This window comes from Methylocapsa acidiphila B2, assembly GCF_000427445.1.
Taxonomy (GTDB): Bacteria; Pseudomonadota; Alphaproteobacteria; order Rhizobiales; family Beijerinckiaceae; genus Methylocapsa; species Methylocapsa acidiphila.
Genome location: NZ_ATYA01000001.1, coordinates 155735 through 173797 on the forward strand (window position 1 = coordinate 155735; position 18063 = coordinate 173797).

Genomic DNA, 18063 nt, shown 5'->3' on the forward strand with positions numbered 1-18063 from the left:
ACGAAATCGCGGCGTTTCAAGCGTTGTCGCACGGCTGTTTCCGCCGATGGCGCAGGCGGTCGAGATAGAGGTAGACGACCGGCGTCGTGTAGAGCGTCAGGGCCTGGCTGACGATGAGGCCGCCGATGATAGCGATCCCGAGCGGCTGGCGGAGCTCCGCACCCTCGCCCAAACCAAGAGCGAGCGGCAAGGCCCCGAACAATGCCGCGAATGTCGTCATCATGATGGGCCTGAAGCGCAAGAGGCAGGCTTGATGGATCGCGTCGCGAGGAGAAAGGCCTTCGTTGCGCTCCGATTGGATCGCAACGTCGATCATCATGATCGCGTTCTTCTTGACGATGCCAATGAGCAAAATAACGCCTATAAAGGCGATGATGCTGAATTCGCCCCCGCACGCTATCAGCGCCAGAAGTGCGCCGACCCCGGCTGAAGGCAGCGTCGATAGGATGGTGAGCGGATGCAGGAAGCTCTCATAGAGCACGCCGAGCACAACGTAGATCGTGGCGAGCGCCGCTCCGATCAGAATCAACTCCTTGACCAGCATTTGCTGGAAGATCTTGGCGGCTCCCGAAAAGCCGGCATGGATAGTCGCAGGCATATGGATTTCGGCAGCGGTCTGTTCGATCGCAGCCATGGCTTCGCTCAGCGGGATTTTCGGCGGCAGGTTGAAAAAGATGGTCGCGCTGACGAACCGGCCGTTATGATCGACCGAGACGGGTGCGCTCCCTTGCTCGAATCGCGCGATCGCGGACAGCGGAATCATGGTCTCCTGCTTGGTGCTGACCGCGGCCCCGGTTGAGGCCGGACCTCGACCGGTGTTGGCCAGCGCGTTAAGATTGCGATTGCGCGCGGCGTCGGACGCGATGGCGGCGGCGTTCGACCGCGTCGCCTGCGCAGTCCCTCGCGACACGGTTCCCGCCGGCGCATTGGTCGATTGCACGCCGCCGGCCACGCCGCCGGAGGTGCTGATGTAGATTTTATCCAGCGTGTCGGGCGTTTGCCTGTAGCGAGGCGCGACTTCCATGACGACGTGATATTGGTTCAACGGCGCGGAAATGGTCGACGCCTGCCGCTCGCCGAAGGCGTCATAAAGAGTCGTGTCGATCTGGCTAGCGGTGATCCCCAGTCGGGACGCCGTGGCGCGGTCAATGACGAGATTGGTCTCGAGACCGCCCCCATTTTGGGCGGATGACGGATCGAGAATTTCCGGGACGTGTTTCAGCGCATCCGTAAGGCGGTGCGACCAGATGCGAAGCTCGGCTATGTTGTCGCCCTGCAACTTATATTGATATTGGCCGCGATTGGCCTCGGGATTAAAGGAAAAATCGGGGAGGTCTCCCAGTGAGATGAAGGAGATTGACGCGCCATTCGCGTCGTTCACGGACTGGCTGAGCCGGCGCTTGACGGCGTCCGAGCTTTCCTTTCGTTGCGCCATAGGCTTCAGATCGAGATATATCGAGCCGAAACTCAAGCTGGCTTCGGCCGCGCTGATGAGACTTTCGACCGCCGGATCGGCTTGAATGATCGCGGAGGCCTCGACTAGCTTCCGCCGCGTCGCCTCGAAGGTTGCGCCCGGATCCGCCTCGACAAGTCCGAAGATGCGACTGGCGTCCTGCTGCGGAAGCAGGCCCTTCGGGACGATGGCGAAGAGATAGAAATTCAAACCAATCATAACGAATAAGATCAGGAGCATAGCCCTGGGATGGCGCAGCGCGGCGCTCAGCGTATGGTCGTAGGCGCGAAGCATCGCCTGATAGGCGTGGTCAAGCGCAAGGCTGAGCCGCCCGGGCATGTGCCTGGACGGCGCTTTGAGCATGAGCGCGCAAAGCATCGGCGCCGTTGCGAGCGAGGCGGCGAGCGAGATCAGGATCGCGACCGTGAAGGTCATCGCGAATTCATTGAAGAAGCGGCCGACAATACCGCCAGCCAGCAGAAATGGAATGAAAATGGCGATAAGCGACAGAGTCATCGACAGGACGGTGAAGCCGACCTCGCGCGCGCCTCGCAGCGCCGCCTCGATGCGCGTCATGCCGGTCTCGATGTGGCGCGAGATATTCTCCAGCACGATGATGGCGTCGTCGACGACAAGTCCGGTGACGATGGTGAGCGCCAACAAGGACAGGTTGTTCAGGCTGTAGCCCAAGAGAAACATGACTGTGAAAGTGCCGATCAGGGAGACCGGAACCACCACCGCAGGAATCAGGGTGGCGCGCAAGCTGCGCAGGAAGGCGAAAACCACCAGGATCACCAGCGCGCCGGCGATGAGCAGGGTCCGCTCGAGATCGCGCAAGGACGCCCGAATCTCAACGGTTCGGTCGGACAGGAGGGTCAGGTCGACGCCGGCCGGCAGGGCGGCGCGCAGCTGCGGCAGCCTCGCCTTGATGCGATCGACCGTGGCGACAATATTGGCGTCAGGCCTGCGGTAAACCTTCGCTACGACCGATGCGACGCCATTGGTCGTCGCCATGGTGCGCAGAGTCTCGACAGAATCCTCGACCTCGGCGACATCCGACAGCTTTACCGCGAGGCCGTTGCGATAGGCGATGACGAGTCCGCGATAGTCGGCCGCCCTGCGGGCCTGGTCGTTGGCGTAGATCTGAAGCCGCTTCTCGCCGACCTCGATAGCCCCCTTTGGGCTATTGGCGTTGGCGGCGGCGAGCGCGGCGCGAACGTCCTCGAGGCCGACGCCATATTTGGAAAGAGCGTCCGGATTGAGCTCGACGCGGACGGCGGGTTTGGACGAGCCGAAGATCCAGGCCTTGCCGACGCCTCGGACCGACGACAACGTCTGCTCGAGCAGGGCGCTGGCGAAATCGTAAATTCGCTCTGGGCTCAAGGTCGCCGAAGTCAGCGAGACATAGAGGATAGGCCCTCCCGCCTTATCGTCCTTGTAATATTGCGGGTTGCCGCTCATGGCCGCGGGCAGATCGGCGCGCGCCGCATTGATCGCCGCCTGCACGTCGCGGGCGGCGCCATCGAGATTTCGGCCGAAGCCGAACAAGAGAACGATGGAGGTTGTCCCTGTCCTGCTCTCCGAGCTCATCTCGGTCACGTCGGCGATCGCGCTCAAGTGCCGCTCAAGCGGCGTCGCGACAGCGCTCGCCATCAGCTCGGGGCTTGCGCCTGGCATGGAAGCCTCTACGGCGACCACAGGGACCTCCAACGGAGGCAGAGGAGCGACAGGCAACTTGAAGAAGGCGAAGCAGCCCGCCAGCACGATGGCGAGGGTCAAAAGCGTCGTCGCCACCGGCCGCCTGATGAAAGGCGCCGAGACGTTCATCGCCTGGGCTCCGGCGCTGGCCGCTCGGGAGCCGCGGCCGGACTACGCCCGAACCGTTTGGCGAGGCGGTCGAAAGCGAGATAGATGACCGGCGTGGTGAAAAGCGTCAGAACTTGTGAGAGGGCTAGCCCGCCGATGATCGAGACGCCGAGCGGCTGGCGGAGCTCTGATCCAACTCCGGTTCCGAGCATCAAAGGCAGGGCGCCGAACATGGCCGCAAATGTCGTCATCAGGATCGGCCGCAGCCGCAACAGGCAGGCGCGGCGGATCGCCTCTTTGGGCGCAAGGCCCTCGCGGCGCTCGGCGTCAAGTGCGAAATCAATGATCATGATCGCGTTCTTCTTCACGATGCCGATCAACAGCACGATGCCGATGACGCCGATCAATCCGAGATCCATCCCCGCCAGCATCAAGGCTGCGAGCGCGCCGACCCCAGCCGAGGGCAGCGTCGAGAGAATCGTAATTGGATGAATGAAGCTCTCGTAGAGAATGCCGAGCACGATATAGACGGTGACGAGCGCGGCCAGGATTAGCGCCAATTCATTGCCGAGCGAGGCCTCGAAGGCGAGCGCCGCGCCCTGGAAATGGGTGATCATGCCGGCCGGTAAATCCACTTCGCGCTCCGCCGCGCGAACCGCCTCCACCGCCTGCCCGAGCGAGACGCCGGGCGCGAGGTTGAAGGAGATCGCGGTCGCCGGAAAGGGGCCGAAATGGCTGATCTCGAGCGGCGCCGGCTTCACCTTGACCGAGGCGATCGCCGACAGCGGCACCTGACCGCCGCTCGATGTCGAAGAGGGCAGATAGAGCCGCATCAGCGCTTCGGTCGAGGGCGTGAATGCCGGGTCTGCCTCCAGGATGACGCGATATTGGTTCGATTGGGTGAAGATGGTCGAGACGATCCGCTGGCCGAAAGAATCATAAAGAGCGTTGTCGATCGTGGCCAGGGTGATCCCGAACCGCGCGGCCGTGTCGCGATCGACGTCGAGATAGGCGGCAAGGCCTTGAGACTCCAAAGCGCTGCTGACGTCCTCGAGCAGGGGTTCGCGTCGCAGCCGATCGACCAGCTCGGGGACGACTAGGTCGAGCTCCGCCGGATCGGCGTCCTCCAGGATGAACTGATATAGCGTGCGGCCGGCGCTGGAATCGATGGCGAGATCCTGCGCAGGCTGGAGATAGAGCGAGATGCCGGCGACCGCCTCCGTCTTTCGGGTGAGGCGGCGCCCGATCTCTACGGCGCTCGCCCTGCGTTGCGCGCGCGGCTTCAGGTTGATGAGGAAGCGCCCCGAATTCAGCGTCATGTTCACGCCGTCGACGCCGATGAAGGAGGAGAGGCTTTCAACGTCGGTGTCGTGTAGGATGGCTTGCGCCAAAGCCTGCTGGCGCTCAGCCATTGCCGCGAAGGAGATCCCGTCCGGCGCGACCGAGACGCCCTGGAGGACGCCATTATCTTGGGTCGGGAAGAATCCTTTCGGTATGGCTACATAGAGATAAGCGGTCAGCGCGAGGGTCGCCGCCGCAATCGCGAGCGTGAACCCTTCATGTTCGAGAACCACGTCGAGCGCCCGGCCATAGACGGCGATGGCGGCGTCGAACCATCGGCCGGCGGATCGCGCAAATGCGTTTTGCTCGCTCACCCGTTGGCGGCGCAGCAGCTTGGCGCAGAGCATCGGGACGAGGGTTAGGGAGACGACAGCCGAGATGAGTATGGTTACGGCGAGTGTGACGGCGAATTCACGAAATAGCCGGCCGACCACGTCGGCCATGAACAAAAGCGGGATCAGCACGGCGATCAGCGACAGGGTCAACGAGACGATGGTGAAGCCGATCTGCTTCGAGCCGACGAGCGCCGCCTCGAGCGGCGCCTCGCCCGCTTCGACATGCCGCTCGATATTCTCGATCATGACGATGGCGTCGTCGACGACAAAGCCGGTCGCGATGGCGAGCGCCATAAGGGTCAGGTTGTTGAGACTGAAGCCGAAAAGATGCATGACCGCGAAGGTCCCCACGAGCGAGAGCGGCGCCGAAAGGCTCGGGATGAGCGTCGCGCGGAAATCGCGCAGGAACAGGAAGATCGTCAGGACGACCAGCAGAATCGCGAAAGCGAGCTCGAATTCGACGTCGCGCACGGAGGCGCGGATGGTGACGGCGCCGTCGGTCAGCGCGGCGACGTCGACGCCGGCCGGCATTGTAGCTTGCAGCGCCGGCAGCACTTCCTTGATGGCGTCCACCACCGCAATGATATTGGCGCCTGGTTGGCGCTGGATGTTGAGGATGACGGCGGGCGAGGCGTCATGCCAGGCGGCGAGCGCGCTGTTCTCCGTGCCCTCCACGATTTCAGCGACATCGGACAAATGGACCGGCGCGCCGTTCCTATAGGCGATGATGATCTTCTTATAGTCCTCTATGCTTTTCAGCTGATCGTTGGCGTTGATCGAATAAGCGCGCATCGGGCCTTCGAAGCCGCCCTTTGGGAGATTGACATTGGCGCTGCCGATGGTTGTGCGAAGATCATCCAGGTTGAGGCCATAGGCGGAGATTGCACGTGGATTCACTCGGATGCGCACCGCCGGCCGCTGCCCCCCGGCGAGCGCGACGAGCCCTACCCCCGGCATTTGCGATATTTTTTGCGCCAGGCGCGAATCGGCAAGTTCCTGGACCCTCGGCAGCGGCAATGTTCTTGAGGTGACGGCGAGGGTCAGGACCGGCGCGTCGGCGGGGTTGACCTTGGCGTAGACGGGGGGCGCCGGAAGGTCGGTCGGCAGGAGGCTCGCAGCGGCGTTGATCGCCGCCTGAACCTCCTGCTCGGCAATGTCGAGGCCGAGGTCGAGGGAAAATTGCAAGGTGACGACGGAGGCCCCAGCCGAGCTCGTCGAGCTCATCTGGTCGAGGCCAGCCATCTGCCCAAGTTGACGCTCCAAGGGCGCGGTCACCGCCGTGGCCATGACCTCGGGGCTTGTCCCGGGATAGAAAGTCCGCACCTGGATCGTCGGCGCATCGACCTGCGGCAGCGCCGAAACGGGCAGGAAGAAGAACCCGACAGCCCCAGTTAGCAAAAGCGCGATCATGAGCAGGGTGGTCGCGACCGGCCGACGGATGAACAGCGCGGAAGGGTTCATCGTCCGCTCAGCTCGCCGGATGTCCCAGGCGCGGCCTCGGCCGCCGGCTTCCCATCCGCCGCCTTGGTCTCCAAAACCCGCACTTTGGCGCCGTCGCGCAGCCGGTCGGCGCCTGCGATCACCACGCGGGCTCCAGCCGACAGCCCCGACAGAACGGCGGTTCTGTCGCCTTCGCTCGGACCGACCTTGACCGGCGTCATCGCCGCCGCGTCGCCGACGCCGACGACATAAACGAATGGCCCTGCAGGGCCATATTGGATCGCGGCGGAAGGAACCACAATCCTATCGCGCAACATGTCAACAAGCAGACGTGCATTGACGAATTGGTTGGGGAACAACGCAAGGTCCGAATTATCGAATTGCGCCTTGAACTTCACCGTTCCCGTGGTCGGATCGACCTGATTGTCCACCGTCGCCAAAAAACCTTTGGCGAGAAGCGCGCCTCCGCTGCGATCATAAGCCTCGACCGGCGGCTTTTTCCCGGCCTGGATTTGCTTCATGACCGCCGGCAGATGATCCTCGGCCACCGGGAAAACCACGCTGATCGGCTGCAGCTGCGCGAGGACGACAATGCCATTGGCGTCGCCGCTCGTCACATAGGCGCCGAGGTCGGCGAGGCGCAGCCCTACCCGGCCCGAGACCGGCGCCTTGATGCGGCAGTAATCAAGATTGAGCTCGGCATTGTCGACCAGCGCCTGATCGATCTTCACTACGCCTTCATATTGATGGACGAGCGAATCCTGCGTATCGAGCTGCTGACGCGGCGCCGAATCCTGCTTGACCAGACGGCGGTAGCGCTCGAGATCGAGTTTTGCATTCTCGAGGAGCGCCTGATCGCGCATGAGCTGGCCCTGGGCCTGATGCAGCGCGTTCTGATAGGGGCGCGGATCGATCTCGGCGAGGAAGTCGCCTTGCTTGACCATCTGGCCTTCCTGATAGGCGATTTGCACCAACTTGCCGCTGATTTCCGATTTGACCGACACGGTCGCGAGCGGCGTCACTGTGCCAAGCCCGGCCAACGTGACGCGGAGGTCGCCGCCGCTGACCGCAACGATGCTCACCGGAACCGGACGCGGCGCGTCGGCGGGCTTGCCAGCCGGCGTTGCGGTGGGCTTCAAATACTGCCACCCAAGCGCGGCGATCATAAAAGCCACGGCGAGAAGCCGAGCTGCCAACCACCGCCGCGGCCGCGCTGCGGATGCCGGTGCGCGCGGAGCATCACGTTCAAGAACGCGGGGCAAGGGTTCAGCCGCGGGATCGCTCATTTTTCCTCGAGGCTAGAGCGCGTTCCGATTGGGCGGAATCGCCCAATCGAAAAGAACCCGCTCCAATTCAATAGATTGGAGCATGTTCCGATCGAAAAAGTCGTGCAACTTTTTCGGAACACGCTCTAAAGTCCATCTCAATCTCACGCGCGGCTCGACTCGACGTAAGCCGTGGCGCCTTCGGTTTTCGCAGCCAGGCCGCGATGCTCGGCGGAGAATATCCGCGCGCTGCGCTTCTTCCACCAGATATAGATGCCAGTGACCGAGAGCATCGTGATCACGAGACCCAGCGCGCAGACGAAGATGCGGTAAGCTAACAATCCAAAGACATCGCCGAAGTGCAGCGCCCAAAGCCAGCTGGAGACCGTGTTGCCGAGATGTTCGCCCGTCGGCAGATCCAGGGAGCGCAAGACGCCTGTATCCCCGTCGAGCCATAGGCTCGTGTTCCAGCCCCGTTCCCTCACATCGCGGCTGCCCTGCGCGGCATAGGTGTAGACCCCGATCTCCGAGATATAGCCGAGGCCAGTCGGCCCTTTGACGGTGAAGCCATGGAGCGCAGCCTGCTCGTCCATCAGCCGCGCGCCGATTTCCTGCGCCGCGCGCCAGCCGAGGCGCGGCGCGTCGTTCGGATGCTTCGTAACAGACATGAATTCGTCCATGGGCGACCGATAGTCGAATAGGGCGCTTGTGGTCCATTCATAGACCGAAGGCAGTTCGAGCATCACGCTCGACCAGGCGAAGACGAATAGCATCGGCCAGAGCCACAAGCCGCTGGCGCGATGCAGATCGAAATTGAGCCGGAAGAAACCCGCCGGCCATTTGATGAGCCAAGACGGCCGCCAGCGCCCCCAAAAGCCGGCGAGCGCGACGGGCAGAGTGAGATAGAACCCGACATAACAATCGAGCGTCCATAGCAGCGCAACTACGCCCAAAACCCATGCTCCCGCTCCTCCCAGCGCGAGATACATGTGCAGGTCGTAGACGAAGGGCATGATATTTCGGACGAAGCCCTGCGCATAATGGCCGTCTTGCAGGCGGCCGAGCTCCTTCCCGGTCCAGGGATCGAGAACAAGATATTTGAACCCTATGTCATAGGGTTTGCCGGTCGCCGGGTTCTTGCGCGGACTGCACCTCATAAGGACCGGATCGGGCCCGCCGGCGCCGAAATAATCAACCCGCGCCTCCGGAACCAGCGCCTCGGCGCGCTCGGCGAGCGCAGCGAGGTCGAGCAACGGCGCGTCTGGCGTCGGCGGCGCGGCGCGCATTTGTGGGTTTAGCAGCCGCGTGAGTTCACCGTTGAAGGCAAGCAGGCTGCCGGTGAGGCCCTCGAGAATGAGGAACCCCGCCAGAAAAAGCCCGGTCCAGCGATGCAACCAGACGAAGAAATGACGGGTCATGGTTTGGAACCCTATTTACCTGCTTGGGGCGATCCCAAGCCCTCGTGCTCAGGACGATGGTCGTTCGCGCGTTCGCCCCCGCAGAGGAGACGCCCGAGCGCCATCAATATTTGGCGATGACAGGCTCCGGCGCGAATCCGTCGAATTTGTAGCTGAAGCCAACCTGCACCTGATTTTGCGCCAGGTGGCGGCTGGCGGAGTAGCCGAGGCCGGCGACGGGCGAGACGGGCAAATCCGTGAGATGGCCGAAATCCGAATAGCGGTATTCGCTTTGGACCGACCAATTGTTGTCGATGGCGTATTCGACGCCGCCGCCGCCGGTCCAACCGACGCGGGCCGCCGGGTGGCCGCCGATTGCGTAATAAGATCCGGTAGCGTCGACCGCGCCGAGGATGAGGCCGGTGGAAAAGCTCCCCAAAGCGGCGCCGCCGGTCCCGTAAACCAAGAGGTGGTCGAAGGCATAGCCCACGCGGCCGCGGATCGACCCTTGAATGGCGGACTGCACGCGGGCCGACACGCTACCGCTGTATGGCTGAAAGGTGATGGGGTCGGAACCGCCGGAAGGATCAACAAAGCCGATTGTCGTTGTCTTGTGCAACGTCGTGCCGTCGACCGAGCTTTCCAGGCCGACCACCCAATCATTCAACTGCAGATTGTAGCCGACATGTGCGCCGCCGATCACGCCTGACGCATCCCCGTTCAGCGAATTTACCCCGAATAAGCCGCCGGGTGTTGCGTAAGTCACATCGCCCTTATTGTCGCCCCAGCCGTAGCCGATCTGGCCGCCAATATGGACGCCAGTCCAGGTGAAGGCGCGCGGCGGCGCGGCGGGCGGGGCAAAGCCGGCCGCAGTGGCGAGGGCGGCAAAGCTGGTGAATTGCGCGCTGAGCGAACCCATGACGGTGAGTGGCGCGCCGATGGTGCGATAGCCTCCCTGGAGCCCGGATGCGAGCGGGGCCAAATAGCCGGCGTCCGTGTAATAGGTATGGTTCAGAAGGTTTGTGACATTGACTTGCGCCGTCATATCGGTTCCGGCGAGTTTGAAACTATAGGCGGCCATCACATTCACGATAGCGTAGCCGGACACCATGGGCAGCAGATAGGATTGTCCTGAGCCCGAGTAATCATAGGCCGGTTGTGAACCATGGTAGACGACGCCGCCGCCGACTTTCCAGCCTTTCAAGGCGCTGTCCGGCTGGAATTCGTAAGTTGTCCAAAAGCTTCCGAGATTTTGCGGAACGCCGGGAACGCGCTGGCCTTCCAACGCCGTAGAAATGTACCCGCCGGGATTTTGCTGGATCACGCGGACATCCTGGTTGGCATAGGCGAGGATCACATTCCAACCCGGCAGAAGTGTGCCCTGGATATCGAGCTCCGGGCCTTTGCTGCGCGCCGCACCGGTTACGGTATAGTAGTTGCCCTGTGGATGGAGAGGATCGGCCGTGGGAATATTAGTTTTGGTCAGATCGTAATAATCCGCGGTGATGCGCAGCTTGCCATCCAGAAGATCGAATTTGACGCCGGCCTCCTTTTCCTGGGCGCTGGTGGGAGGAACGGGGGTGTTGGGGTAAATTACGCCGCTGTTGGCGCCGAACCCTTCGGTGTAATTGGCGTAAAAGCTCACCCATTGTTCCGGCCGCCACAAAAGGCCGAAACGGGGCGTTACGGCCTGGTCCTGATTCGCGTGATTAACGGTCGTATTCGCGACGAAGGTCGGGCTGCCGCTTATCCCGCCGTTCTCGCGGATATATTGGTATCGCGCCCCCGCCAGAACGATGAGATTATACGGCAGCTTGATTTGATCCTGCACATAAAGGCCGGCGGTGTCTTGTGGATTGGTGTATTCATACGCAGGTTGCAAAAGGTTGAAGAAAGCGGGAGTTGTGCCGGGATGGACCGGATTCCAGACGTCGATGAAGGAAGTCCCGTAGCTGGCGAAATATTGACTGTACGTGTCGAATTTATAGAAATCGCCGCCTATCAGCAAGGTATGCTTGACGCCAAAGGTGTCGATGTGTCCGGTGATGTCGACATTGGTCGAATACGTCCTTTGGCTGTAGGAGTTGACGCCATAACCACGGTCATAGACAGGGACGGAGGCCGACGTCGTATCAATGTAGCCGGCGCCATTTGTTTGGCTTACGCCCAGGTCCGCCCGGTTATAGGCGATTTGGTGTTTGATCGACCAGTTATTGTCGAATTGATGCGACCAAGTGAGCGCGGTAAACAGCGTTTTCCGTTCAAGGGGGGTCGATTCCTGATAATTGGTGCTCCGCGGAATGTTCACGAAAACCCCGTTGTAGACAGGGTTGTCCGGAAAGTAATTGTTGAACCGGTTCTCATCATATTGGGCTTCGAGCTTCACCCAGGTCGCCTCATCGATATTCCATTTGAGCACCGGCGCGAAAAAGACGTCCTGCGAATGGGTCAAATCAATGGGCGAGCCGTAGGGCGCGCCATTGTTCTGATAGGACATGTCCATCCGGTAGAGCCACGCCTTGTCCTCGGTGACCGGGCCGGTGGCGTCGATCGTTGTGCGGTAATTGGCGAAAGAGCCGAACTGCTGCTGAACGGAATAATAAGGTGCGCTCAGCGGCTCCTTGGTGACGATATTGACGATGCCTCCGGGCTCCGAGAGCCCGTAAAGAATAGCTGCCGGGCCTTTGAGCACCTCGATGCTCGCCACGTTGGCCAATTGCTGGGCGGAGACGGTGGAGGCTACGGCATTACTTCCGCCATCCACCCGGAACCCGTCGCGGTAGATATTTGTGGCCGGAAATCCGCGCAGGACGATGGCGTCGAAGGGATTGCCATTGCTGGCCGCGCCTTGCGAGACCGTCACGCCGCTGACGTTCTGCAAAGCCTGGTCGAGGGTGATGACCTGCTGGTCGCGCAACACCTGCTGGGGGATCACCTGAACGTTCAGCGGCGTGTCCATGATCGGCGTGTCGGTCTTGGTGCCGACGCTTGAATCGGGCAAGACATAAGTGGTGTTGAACGGATCTTGCGCCAGACCGGCGCCGCCGTAGCCGCTGCACGGCGCGCCGCCATATTGGCCGCACCCCGTCCTGTTCGTACCCGCGCCGGCGACGTCGATCTCCGGCAGAACGACGTTCCCCGCGTCGCTCTGCGTCCCCGCGTCGTTTTCCGCGAGCACGATCGAAACGCTGCGGCCATTTTTGGCGAAGCGATAGCTGAGGCCAGTGCCGGCAAGGAGCCTATGGAGGGCGTCCTCCAGCGCATAAGCGCCTGACAGCCCTTGGGTCGCGACGTCTCGCGTCAGCTGGGCGCGATAGACCATCTGGACGCCGTTCGCCTCGGCGAGACGGTTGAGCGCCGCGGCGATCGAGCCCGCTGGGATCTTATAAGCCTTGACGGCCTCCGCCAGTTCCTGAGGAGGAATCGCGACATGCGCTTCGGCCGGCGCTTCGCCGCCGGAGGCGAGCAGGCTGAACGCCATCGCTCCAACAAGCCCAGTCATGCCTTTGTCCTTGGGACAAGAAATCTTCGGCGCCATCGGCCGCTCCCCAAATCCTCATGGGGACCGAATTGTCCCTCTACTAGGCTTGACGAACTGGCTGCGCGATCTGGGACGTGCCGCGGCAAAAAAATTTGAAAATTTTCGGGGACGGGATTTCGGATCGGCGGCTATCCCCACCGGGGCTGGCGATGAATAGGAAGGTCGCGCGTCAAATCACTCCAGCAAGACGACAAGATAATTCGTGAAATAGGTCGCATGCAGGCCAAGAGACGCTTCGATCGCGCGCAGCGCGTCGAGAGGCCGGCCCGAGTCGAAAATTCCGGTCACCCGAAGCCGCCGAACAGCCGGATCGGGGATGAAGACATAGCCGTTATGATAGCGCCCGAGCGTTGCGACGACTTCGCCCAGCGGCTTGTCCACAAAGGCCAGCTTGCCGCGCCGCCAGGCGGCTATGCTGTCGACGTCTATTGGCGCCGGCAATGTCGCCGGCGCGCCCCAGCTGAAGCCGCTCCGGCGCCCTTCCTCGACAATCACGCTCTGGCCACCGCTCGAAACAGCGACGCGATGCTCGGAGACGGCGACTTCCGCGCCAGACTCCTCCAATGCGACGTCGAAGCTGGTGCCGAGCGCCGTGACGGTCCCTCCCGCGGCCTCGACGACGAAAGGGCGAGAAGCGTTCGGCGCGGGGTGGAACCAAGCCTCGCCTTCGATGAGGGTCAGGCGGCGTTCCGAGCCTTTGTCATTGACGGCGAGCGCCGATCTCGCACCGATCTGCACTTGCGAACCGTCCTCCAGGACGACGAGCCTGGTTTCGCCTGTGCTCGTGCGGAAGTCCGTCCGCAGGCGAATTGACAGATAGCCGATCACAAGGATAGCCGCGAGAGAACCAACGAGGAGCGCGGCGGCCGGCGCAAGCTGAGATCGACGCGGAGGTCTCGGCGTCGCGGCGACCAAGGTCGACGCCGAACGCAAACCACGCAATTCTCCGCAAAGCGCCGAAACCAGGTCGAAAGCTGCCCGATGCGCCGGGTCTTCCGCCATCCAGGCCGCGAAGGCCGCTTGGTCTTGGCGCGACAGCGGGCCTGCGTCCGCCTTCACCCACCAGGCCGTCGCCGTCGCGTGGATGTCGCTATTTGCGGAATGCGCTGGATCGTCATTCATTCGGGCGGCCGCCTACAAAGCATGAAATATGCCCTTCGCCTGCTGGTCGATGCGTAAAATCGTCATTGGCGCAGCCCCTCCGGGCGCGGCGAGCGTCCGCTCGCCGCCGCATCGTCTTTCGCGCCCGGCAAATCAGAAAATCGACCCTCGCATAATATGACGAGCGCGGGCCGGAAAAAGGGATGTTGCGCCGCGTGATTTTTACGTCACCGCCATCCGGCATCGCTCGATCGCGATGCGCAAATGCCTGTCGACCATGTTTTTGGAGATCCCGAGACGCTTTGCGATTTCGTCCTGGGGGATGTCCTCGTACATTCGCATCTCGAAGACCTGCCGGCAGCGCGGCGGCAGCGTTTCGATCGCCCCTCGAAGCATCTGCGACCGTTGGTCGGCCTCGACTACCTGTTCGGCCGACGCCTCCTCCGACGGCGCGTCACAAGCCGCGTCCGTGGAAATCACATATTTGAATTCCATTTTGCGGCGGCGGGCGAAGTCGGTGGCAAGATTGCCGGCAGTCTGGCGCAGATAGGCGGCAGGGTTCGCGACAGCCTCGAACTCGCTGCAGCGAAGCGCGCGCGCGAACGTCTCCTGAAGCAAGTCGGAAGCGTCATCCCGACCCACCCGACGGGTAAAAAACTTGAGCAGATCGCGCCTGTTGCGCGTGAAAAGCTCGTGGATGATCGACGATTTCTTGTCAGACATGTGCGATGCTCGCCGTCGGCGCTCGCCTGCTTGCGCAATCTGATGGCTTCGCGCGTTGGAGATGAGCCGGGACGCAAGGCCGCCGGCTCCTCTGGAGCTCGTTGGCCATGTCCCGAGCGCGGGAATATGGGGCGACTGCCGTAGGGGTGAGATCGCAGAAGCCTGCGCGCGCCGCGCAACGGACTTGTTTAGGCGAGCGGCGGCGCTCGTGAAGCCCAAGAACCGGCTAAGCCCGAAGGCCGCGCAGCGGGCCTTTCAGGGCGAATGCGAGCCGGCGCGACGTCCGATCTCGGTGCGAGGAAAACGAAAACAGCAGCCAAGACAATGAAGCCGGCCAAGACCGAGGCGTGGCCGCCGCCCGAACAAAGAATGCAATGATTGCAATGGCCGGAGTGATCCGGAACGGCCGGGGCCTGACGGTCGGCGCTCGGCTTTTCGCCGCAAATTTCTCCAGCGGTCGCAAGAAACGACCCCGCGCCGCCCGCGGCGAATGCGCCGCTCCCCAATTGCGCGAACACGAAAGCAAAAGTCTGGAGAAGAAACAGGCCGATGACCACGCTCGAAACGAGCGCGCTGCGTATTCTTTGCGACCTGGTCCAAAGCTTCGACATGGGTTCAATTAAAAGTTGCTCGAGATTTCCGTCAACGAGAAATCAGAACCCGGGAAGAATACACTATTCATGTTGCCGATCCGCCACAGAAAATGCGCCCACGATTCGATCGCGGAGGCGGTGCGCAACGATGCAGGTAGAGACGCGAAACGACAGCATCCTAGCGCGCGGTTCAATCTGGGAGCGCCGTCAGGGCGACAAATCCGGGTTAAAGGGGTAAAGCTCTCAAGCGCTGCGCCAAATATTTTGGGTCCCAACCGGCGATTTTGCGGTGGAGCTCGATGCTTTTTTGTCGGTCGCAGGCAAGGCTCATGGCGGCGGCGCCAGAATCAGTTCGCTCCATGGAATCACCCATTGGCAATCCGTTAACCCGCGTCAACGAGAATTCAGAGCCGTGCGCGGAGCCGCTGTCGTTTGCATTGCGTGCCGAGCATGATAGCCTCAATTTATGGCAATGTTTCGTCACAGCTCGGTTGCAAAGCGCGCCGCGATCAGCCTGATCGCGCTTTATGCGCTTTTGCTGCAGGGTTTCGTCACCGCAGCCGAAGCGCGAGCCACGCTCGTTTCTCTCGGCGAGGCAGCTTGCTCTCAAAGCGGATCTCAATCCGATGCGCCGGCGAGCGGCGCGCGCCTGCATCACGGGGCTTGCTGCATCCTCGCTTGCGCGTCTTGCGGCTGCGCCTTAGTCGCGGCGGAATCAGACGTCGCCATTTTCCCGGTTCAACTCTATTCGACCATCCATTGGGGCCTGACGCGGAGGACAGCCGATTTCCCGGCGTTGGGACTCAATTTTTTTGCGCGCGGCCCTCCCCGACTCTGATCGCGCTGCGTTCGCCGGATTCTAGTGCGCGTTCCGATTGGGTGGGATTGCCCAATCGAAAAGGACTCGCTCCAATTCGATAAGTTGGAGCCTGATCTGATCGAAAAAGTCGACCGACTTTTTCGGAACATTTCCTAGTGCGCGATCCGGACCAATTCATTTCAGTTTTTTGAACTGTACGCTTTGCGACTGTCTCGTTGCATCACGCGTGGCGCGCGCCGTTCAAACAATCTCCCTTGCGTCCGTCAAGGCCATACCGGCTATGTCCAACATTAAGTTCAGCCTTCTCAGCCAAGCGTTCGCACGCCGACACTCGGACTTGCTCAGGTTTCTTGTGCGTCGGGTCGGCTCCCAGGACGCGCCGGATTTGCTGCAGGAAACCTATCTCCGGGTTCTCCGTCACGCGGGAAGCAAATCCATTACGGAACCCCAAGCGCTTCTCTTTACGACCGCGGTCAACCTGGCCAAGAACCATCGTAGTCGCCGCGCGACGGAGCAAAAATATCTGGAATTCGGCGAGCTTCCCCAAGACTTGCCCGAATCCCGCCCGCTGCAGGACGACCAAGTCGACGCTCGGCGGCGATTACGCCTTCTCGATGAGGCGATCCAAGCTCTTCCTCCTCGCTGCCGTCAAGTTTTCACGATGCTCCGCCTCGACGAACTTCCGCCCGAAGAAGTCGCGCGACAGCTAGGCATCTCCCGCAATATGGTCCAACAGCATTTGCAATTGGCCCTCAAGCGCTGCCATGAAGCATTGGACTGATCTTTCGTCACGGCATCCCATTCTCCGAGCGCCGCGCGCCATATTCTTTGACGCACCGTTCCGATATGGAATGGCGGGCGACACATCCTTCGAAAGCATGGCGGGCGCTTGAATGCTTGCGGAAAACTCTTCTCCAGACGACAAGAAGCGCCGCGCCGCCGCGATAGAGTGGTGGACGCGGATGAAGGTCGGAACGCTGTCCGCCGCGGAGCAGGCAACGCTCGAATCCTGGCTCGCGGAGGACGAAGCTAATCGCTCCGCCTTCGCCGAAACCGCTGCCCTCTGGAGAGAATTGAAAGCCATCTCGCGGCCCGCGATCCGAGCCGCGGTCGCGCCCACGAGGCAGCGCCCATGGCGGCTCGCGGCTGCATCTCTCTTCGCCGTGCTGGTTCTCTTCTTCGGCTTGGGTAGGCTTTCGCTTCTCTGGCGGGCGGATTTTTCCACAGGCATAGGCGAGGTGAAAGTCCTGACCTTGGAGGACGGCTCGCGCATCCACCTCAACGCCGATACGGCGATCGCGCGGAACTATTCCAGCCGGCAAAGATATGTGACTCTTCTCAAGGGCGAAGCCTGGTTCGAGGTCGCCCGCGAACCCGCCCGGCCCTTCACCGTCGAGGCCGCCGGCGGCAAAACGACGGCGGTTGGCACGAGTTTCGACATTTCCATCGGGAGGTCGAGGACGGAGGTCACCGTCACCGAACATCGCGTCATAGTCTCAGTCGCCGGCCAAAACGTCACGGTCGAGGCCGGGCAACAGACCGCCTACGGCCGCGACGTCCCGCAGTTGGCTGCCTATTCCGTCGACGCCGGCAGCGAGACCGCTTGGCGGCGGGGTCTGTTGATTTTTCAAGACAAGCCGCTCGGCGACGTCATCGCGGCCATCGATCATTATCATCACGGCTTTTGCCTCATCATCGACCCGTCGATCAGAGACCGCCGGGTGACCGGCGTCTTCCGCACGGCTGAGCCCCTCGAATCCATTCGCACCATCGAATTGTCCCTCGGCCTCAACGCAACCTATCTCGGCGATTATTTGATCCTACTGCGCGGTTAGCCTTCTCTCATCACGGACGAAACTCGCGCCTCCGCCAAATCGAACCCGAAACGCCCGGTTTCTGCGCGGCCTAACGCCCAACTCTGTGGCAAAAGAACAACAGCCAGACGGAGTTCGTTTTCCTCACCTCAAAAATCCTCGGCGACGCCTGTCTTATTAAATAGGGCGCGACGCCGGCGCACCGATGACTCGAGGGGGAAAATTAAAATGACAAAGGAAAAAAAGACCGCGCCACGCCGCGGCCGGAGGCCGGCAGGCGCCGCGACCGCGCTGGGTCTGCTGGCGCTCGGCTCAGGAGCAGGCGCCGCAGCTCTCGACGCTTCGCCCGCGCAAGCCACGGCCGCCACGCAAAGCTACGAGATTCCGGCGGGCCCGATCGCGGCGGCGCTGAACCGTTTTGCCGAGAAGAGCGG

Annotated in this window: 11 protein-coding genes; 2 read left to right on the plus strand and 9 right to left on the minus strand. The window is 61.9% G+C overall.

Annotated elements, in window-relative coordinates:
• Positions 1-16: 16 nt before the first annotated feature.
• From METAC_RS0100875 to METAC_RS26190, 9 genes are all read right to left on the minus strand, one after another.
• Positions 17-3280 (minus strand): efflux RND transporter permease subunit, encoded by a 3264-nt coding sequence (locus METAC_RS0100875; protein WP_026605591.1) that lies wholly within the window; start codon positions 3278-3280, stop codon positions 17-19.
• A complete protein-coding gene (locus METAC_RS0100880; RefSeq protein ID WP_026605592.1) occupies positions 3277-6396 on the minus strand; it encodes a multidrug efflux RND transporter permease subunit in 3120 nt (1039 codons plus the stop codon). The genes METAC_RS0100875 and METAC_RS0100880 overlap by 4 nt, the downstream gene beginning before the upstream one ends.
• Positions 6393-7541: an MdtA/MuxA family multidrug efflux RND transporter periplasmic adaptor subunit gene (locus tag METAC_RS21730; protein WP_245257392.1), complete on the minus strand. Its 1149-nt coding sequence runs from the start codon at positions 7539-7541 to the stop codon at positions 6393-6395. The genes METAC_RS0100880 and METAC_RS21730 overlap by 4 nt, the downstream gene beginning before the upstream one ends.
• A 263-nt stretch (positions 7542-7804) precedes the next feature.
• Complete coding sequence (locus tag METAC_RS21735) at positions 7805-9058, minus strand: PepSY-associated TM helix domain-containing protein (RefSeq protein ID WP_084143363.1); 1254 nt, start codon at positions 9056-9058, stop codon at positions 7805-7807.
• A gap of 103 nt (positions 9059-9161) precedes the next feature.
• A complete protein-coding gene (locus tag METAC_RS21740; protein WP_051335276.1) occupies positions 9162-12575 on the minus strand; it encodes a TonB-dependent siderophore receptor in 3414 nt (1137 codons plus the stop codon).
• A gap of 177 nt (positions 12576-12752) precedes the next feature.
• Positions 12753-13700: a FecR family protein gene (locus METAC_RS0100905; RefSeq protein ID WP_026605593.1), complete on the minus strand. Its 948-nt coding sequence runs from the start codon at positions 13698-13700 to the stop codon at positions 12753-12755.
• Between the two features lie 201 nt (positions 13701-13901).
• Positions 13902-14402 carry an RNA polymerase sigma factor gene (locus tag METAC_RS0100915; RefSeq protein ID WP_026605595.1) on the minus strand — a complete coding sequence of 167 codons (501 nt, stop codon included), beginning with the start codon at positions 14400-14402 and terminating at the stop codon, positions 13902-13904.
• A 188-nt stretch (positions 14403-14590) separates the two neighbouring features.
• A complete protein-coding gene (locus METAC_RS27400; protein WP_026605596.1) occupies positions 14591-15013 on the minus strand; it encodes a DUF2946 family protein in 423 nt (140 codons plus the stop codon).
• A gap of 208 nt (positions 15014-15221) precedes the next feature.
• A complete protein-coding gene (locus METAC_RS26190) occupies positions 15222-15653 on the minus strand; it encodes a hypothetical protein (protein ID WP_156898053.1) in 432 nt (143 codons plus the stop codon).
• A gap of 442 nt (positions 15654-16095) precedes the next feature.
• Here METAC_RS26190 and METAC_RS0100940 point away from each other — a divergent pair, with 442 nt between their 5' ends.
• Both METAC_RS0100940 and METAC_RS0100945 read left to right on the plus strand, forming a co-directional pair.
• Positions 16096-16596: an RNA polymerase sigma factor gene (locus METAC_RS0100940; RefSeq protein ID WP_026605597.1), complete on the plus strand. Its 501-nt coding sequence runs from the start codon at positions 16096-16098 to the stop codon at positions 16594-16596.
• Positions 16597-16708: 112 nt separating this feature from the next.
• A complete protein-coding gene (locus METAC_RS0100945; protein ID WP_026605598.1) occupies positions 16709-17650 on the plus strand; it encodes a FecR family protein in 942 nt (313 codons plus the stop codon).
• The last annotated feature ends 413 nt before the right edge of the window (positions 17651-18063 follow it).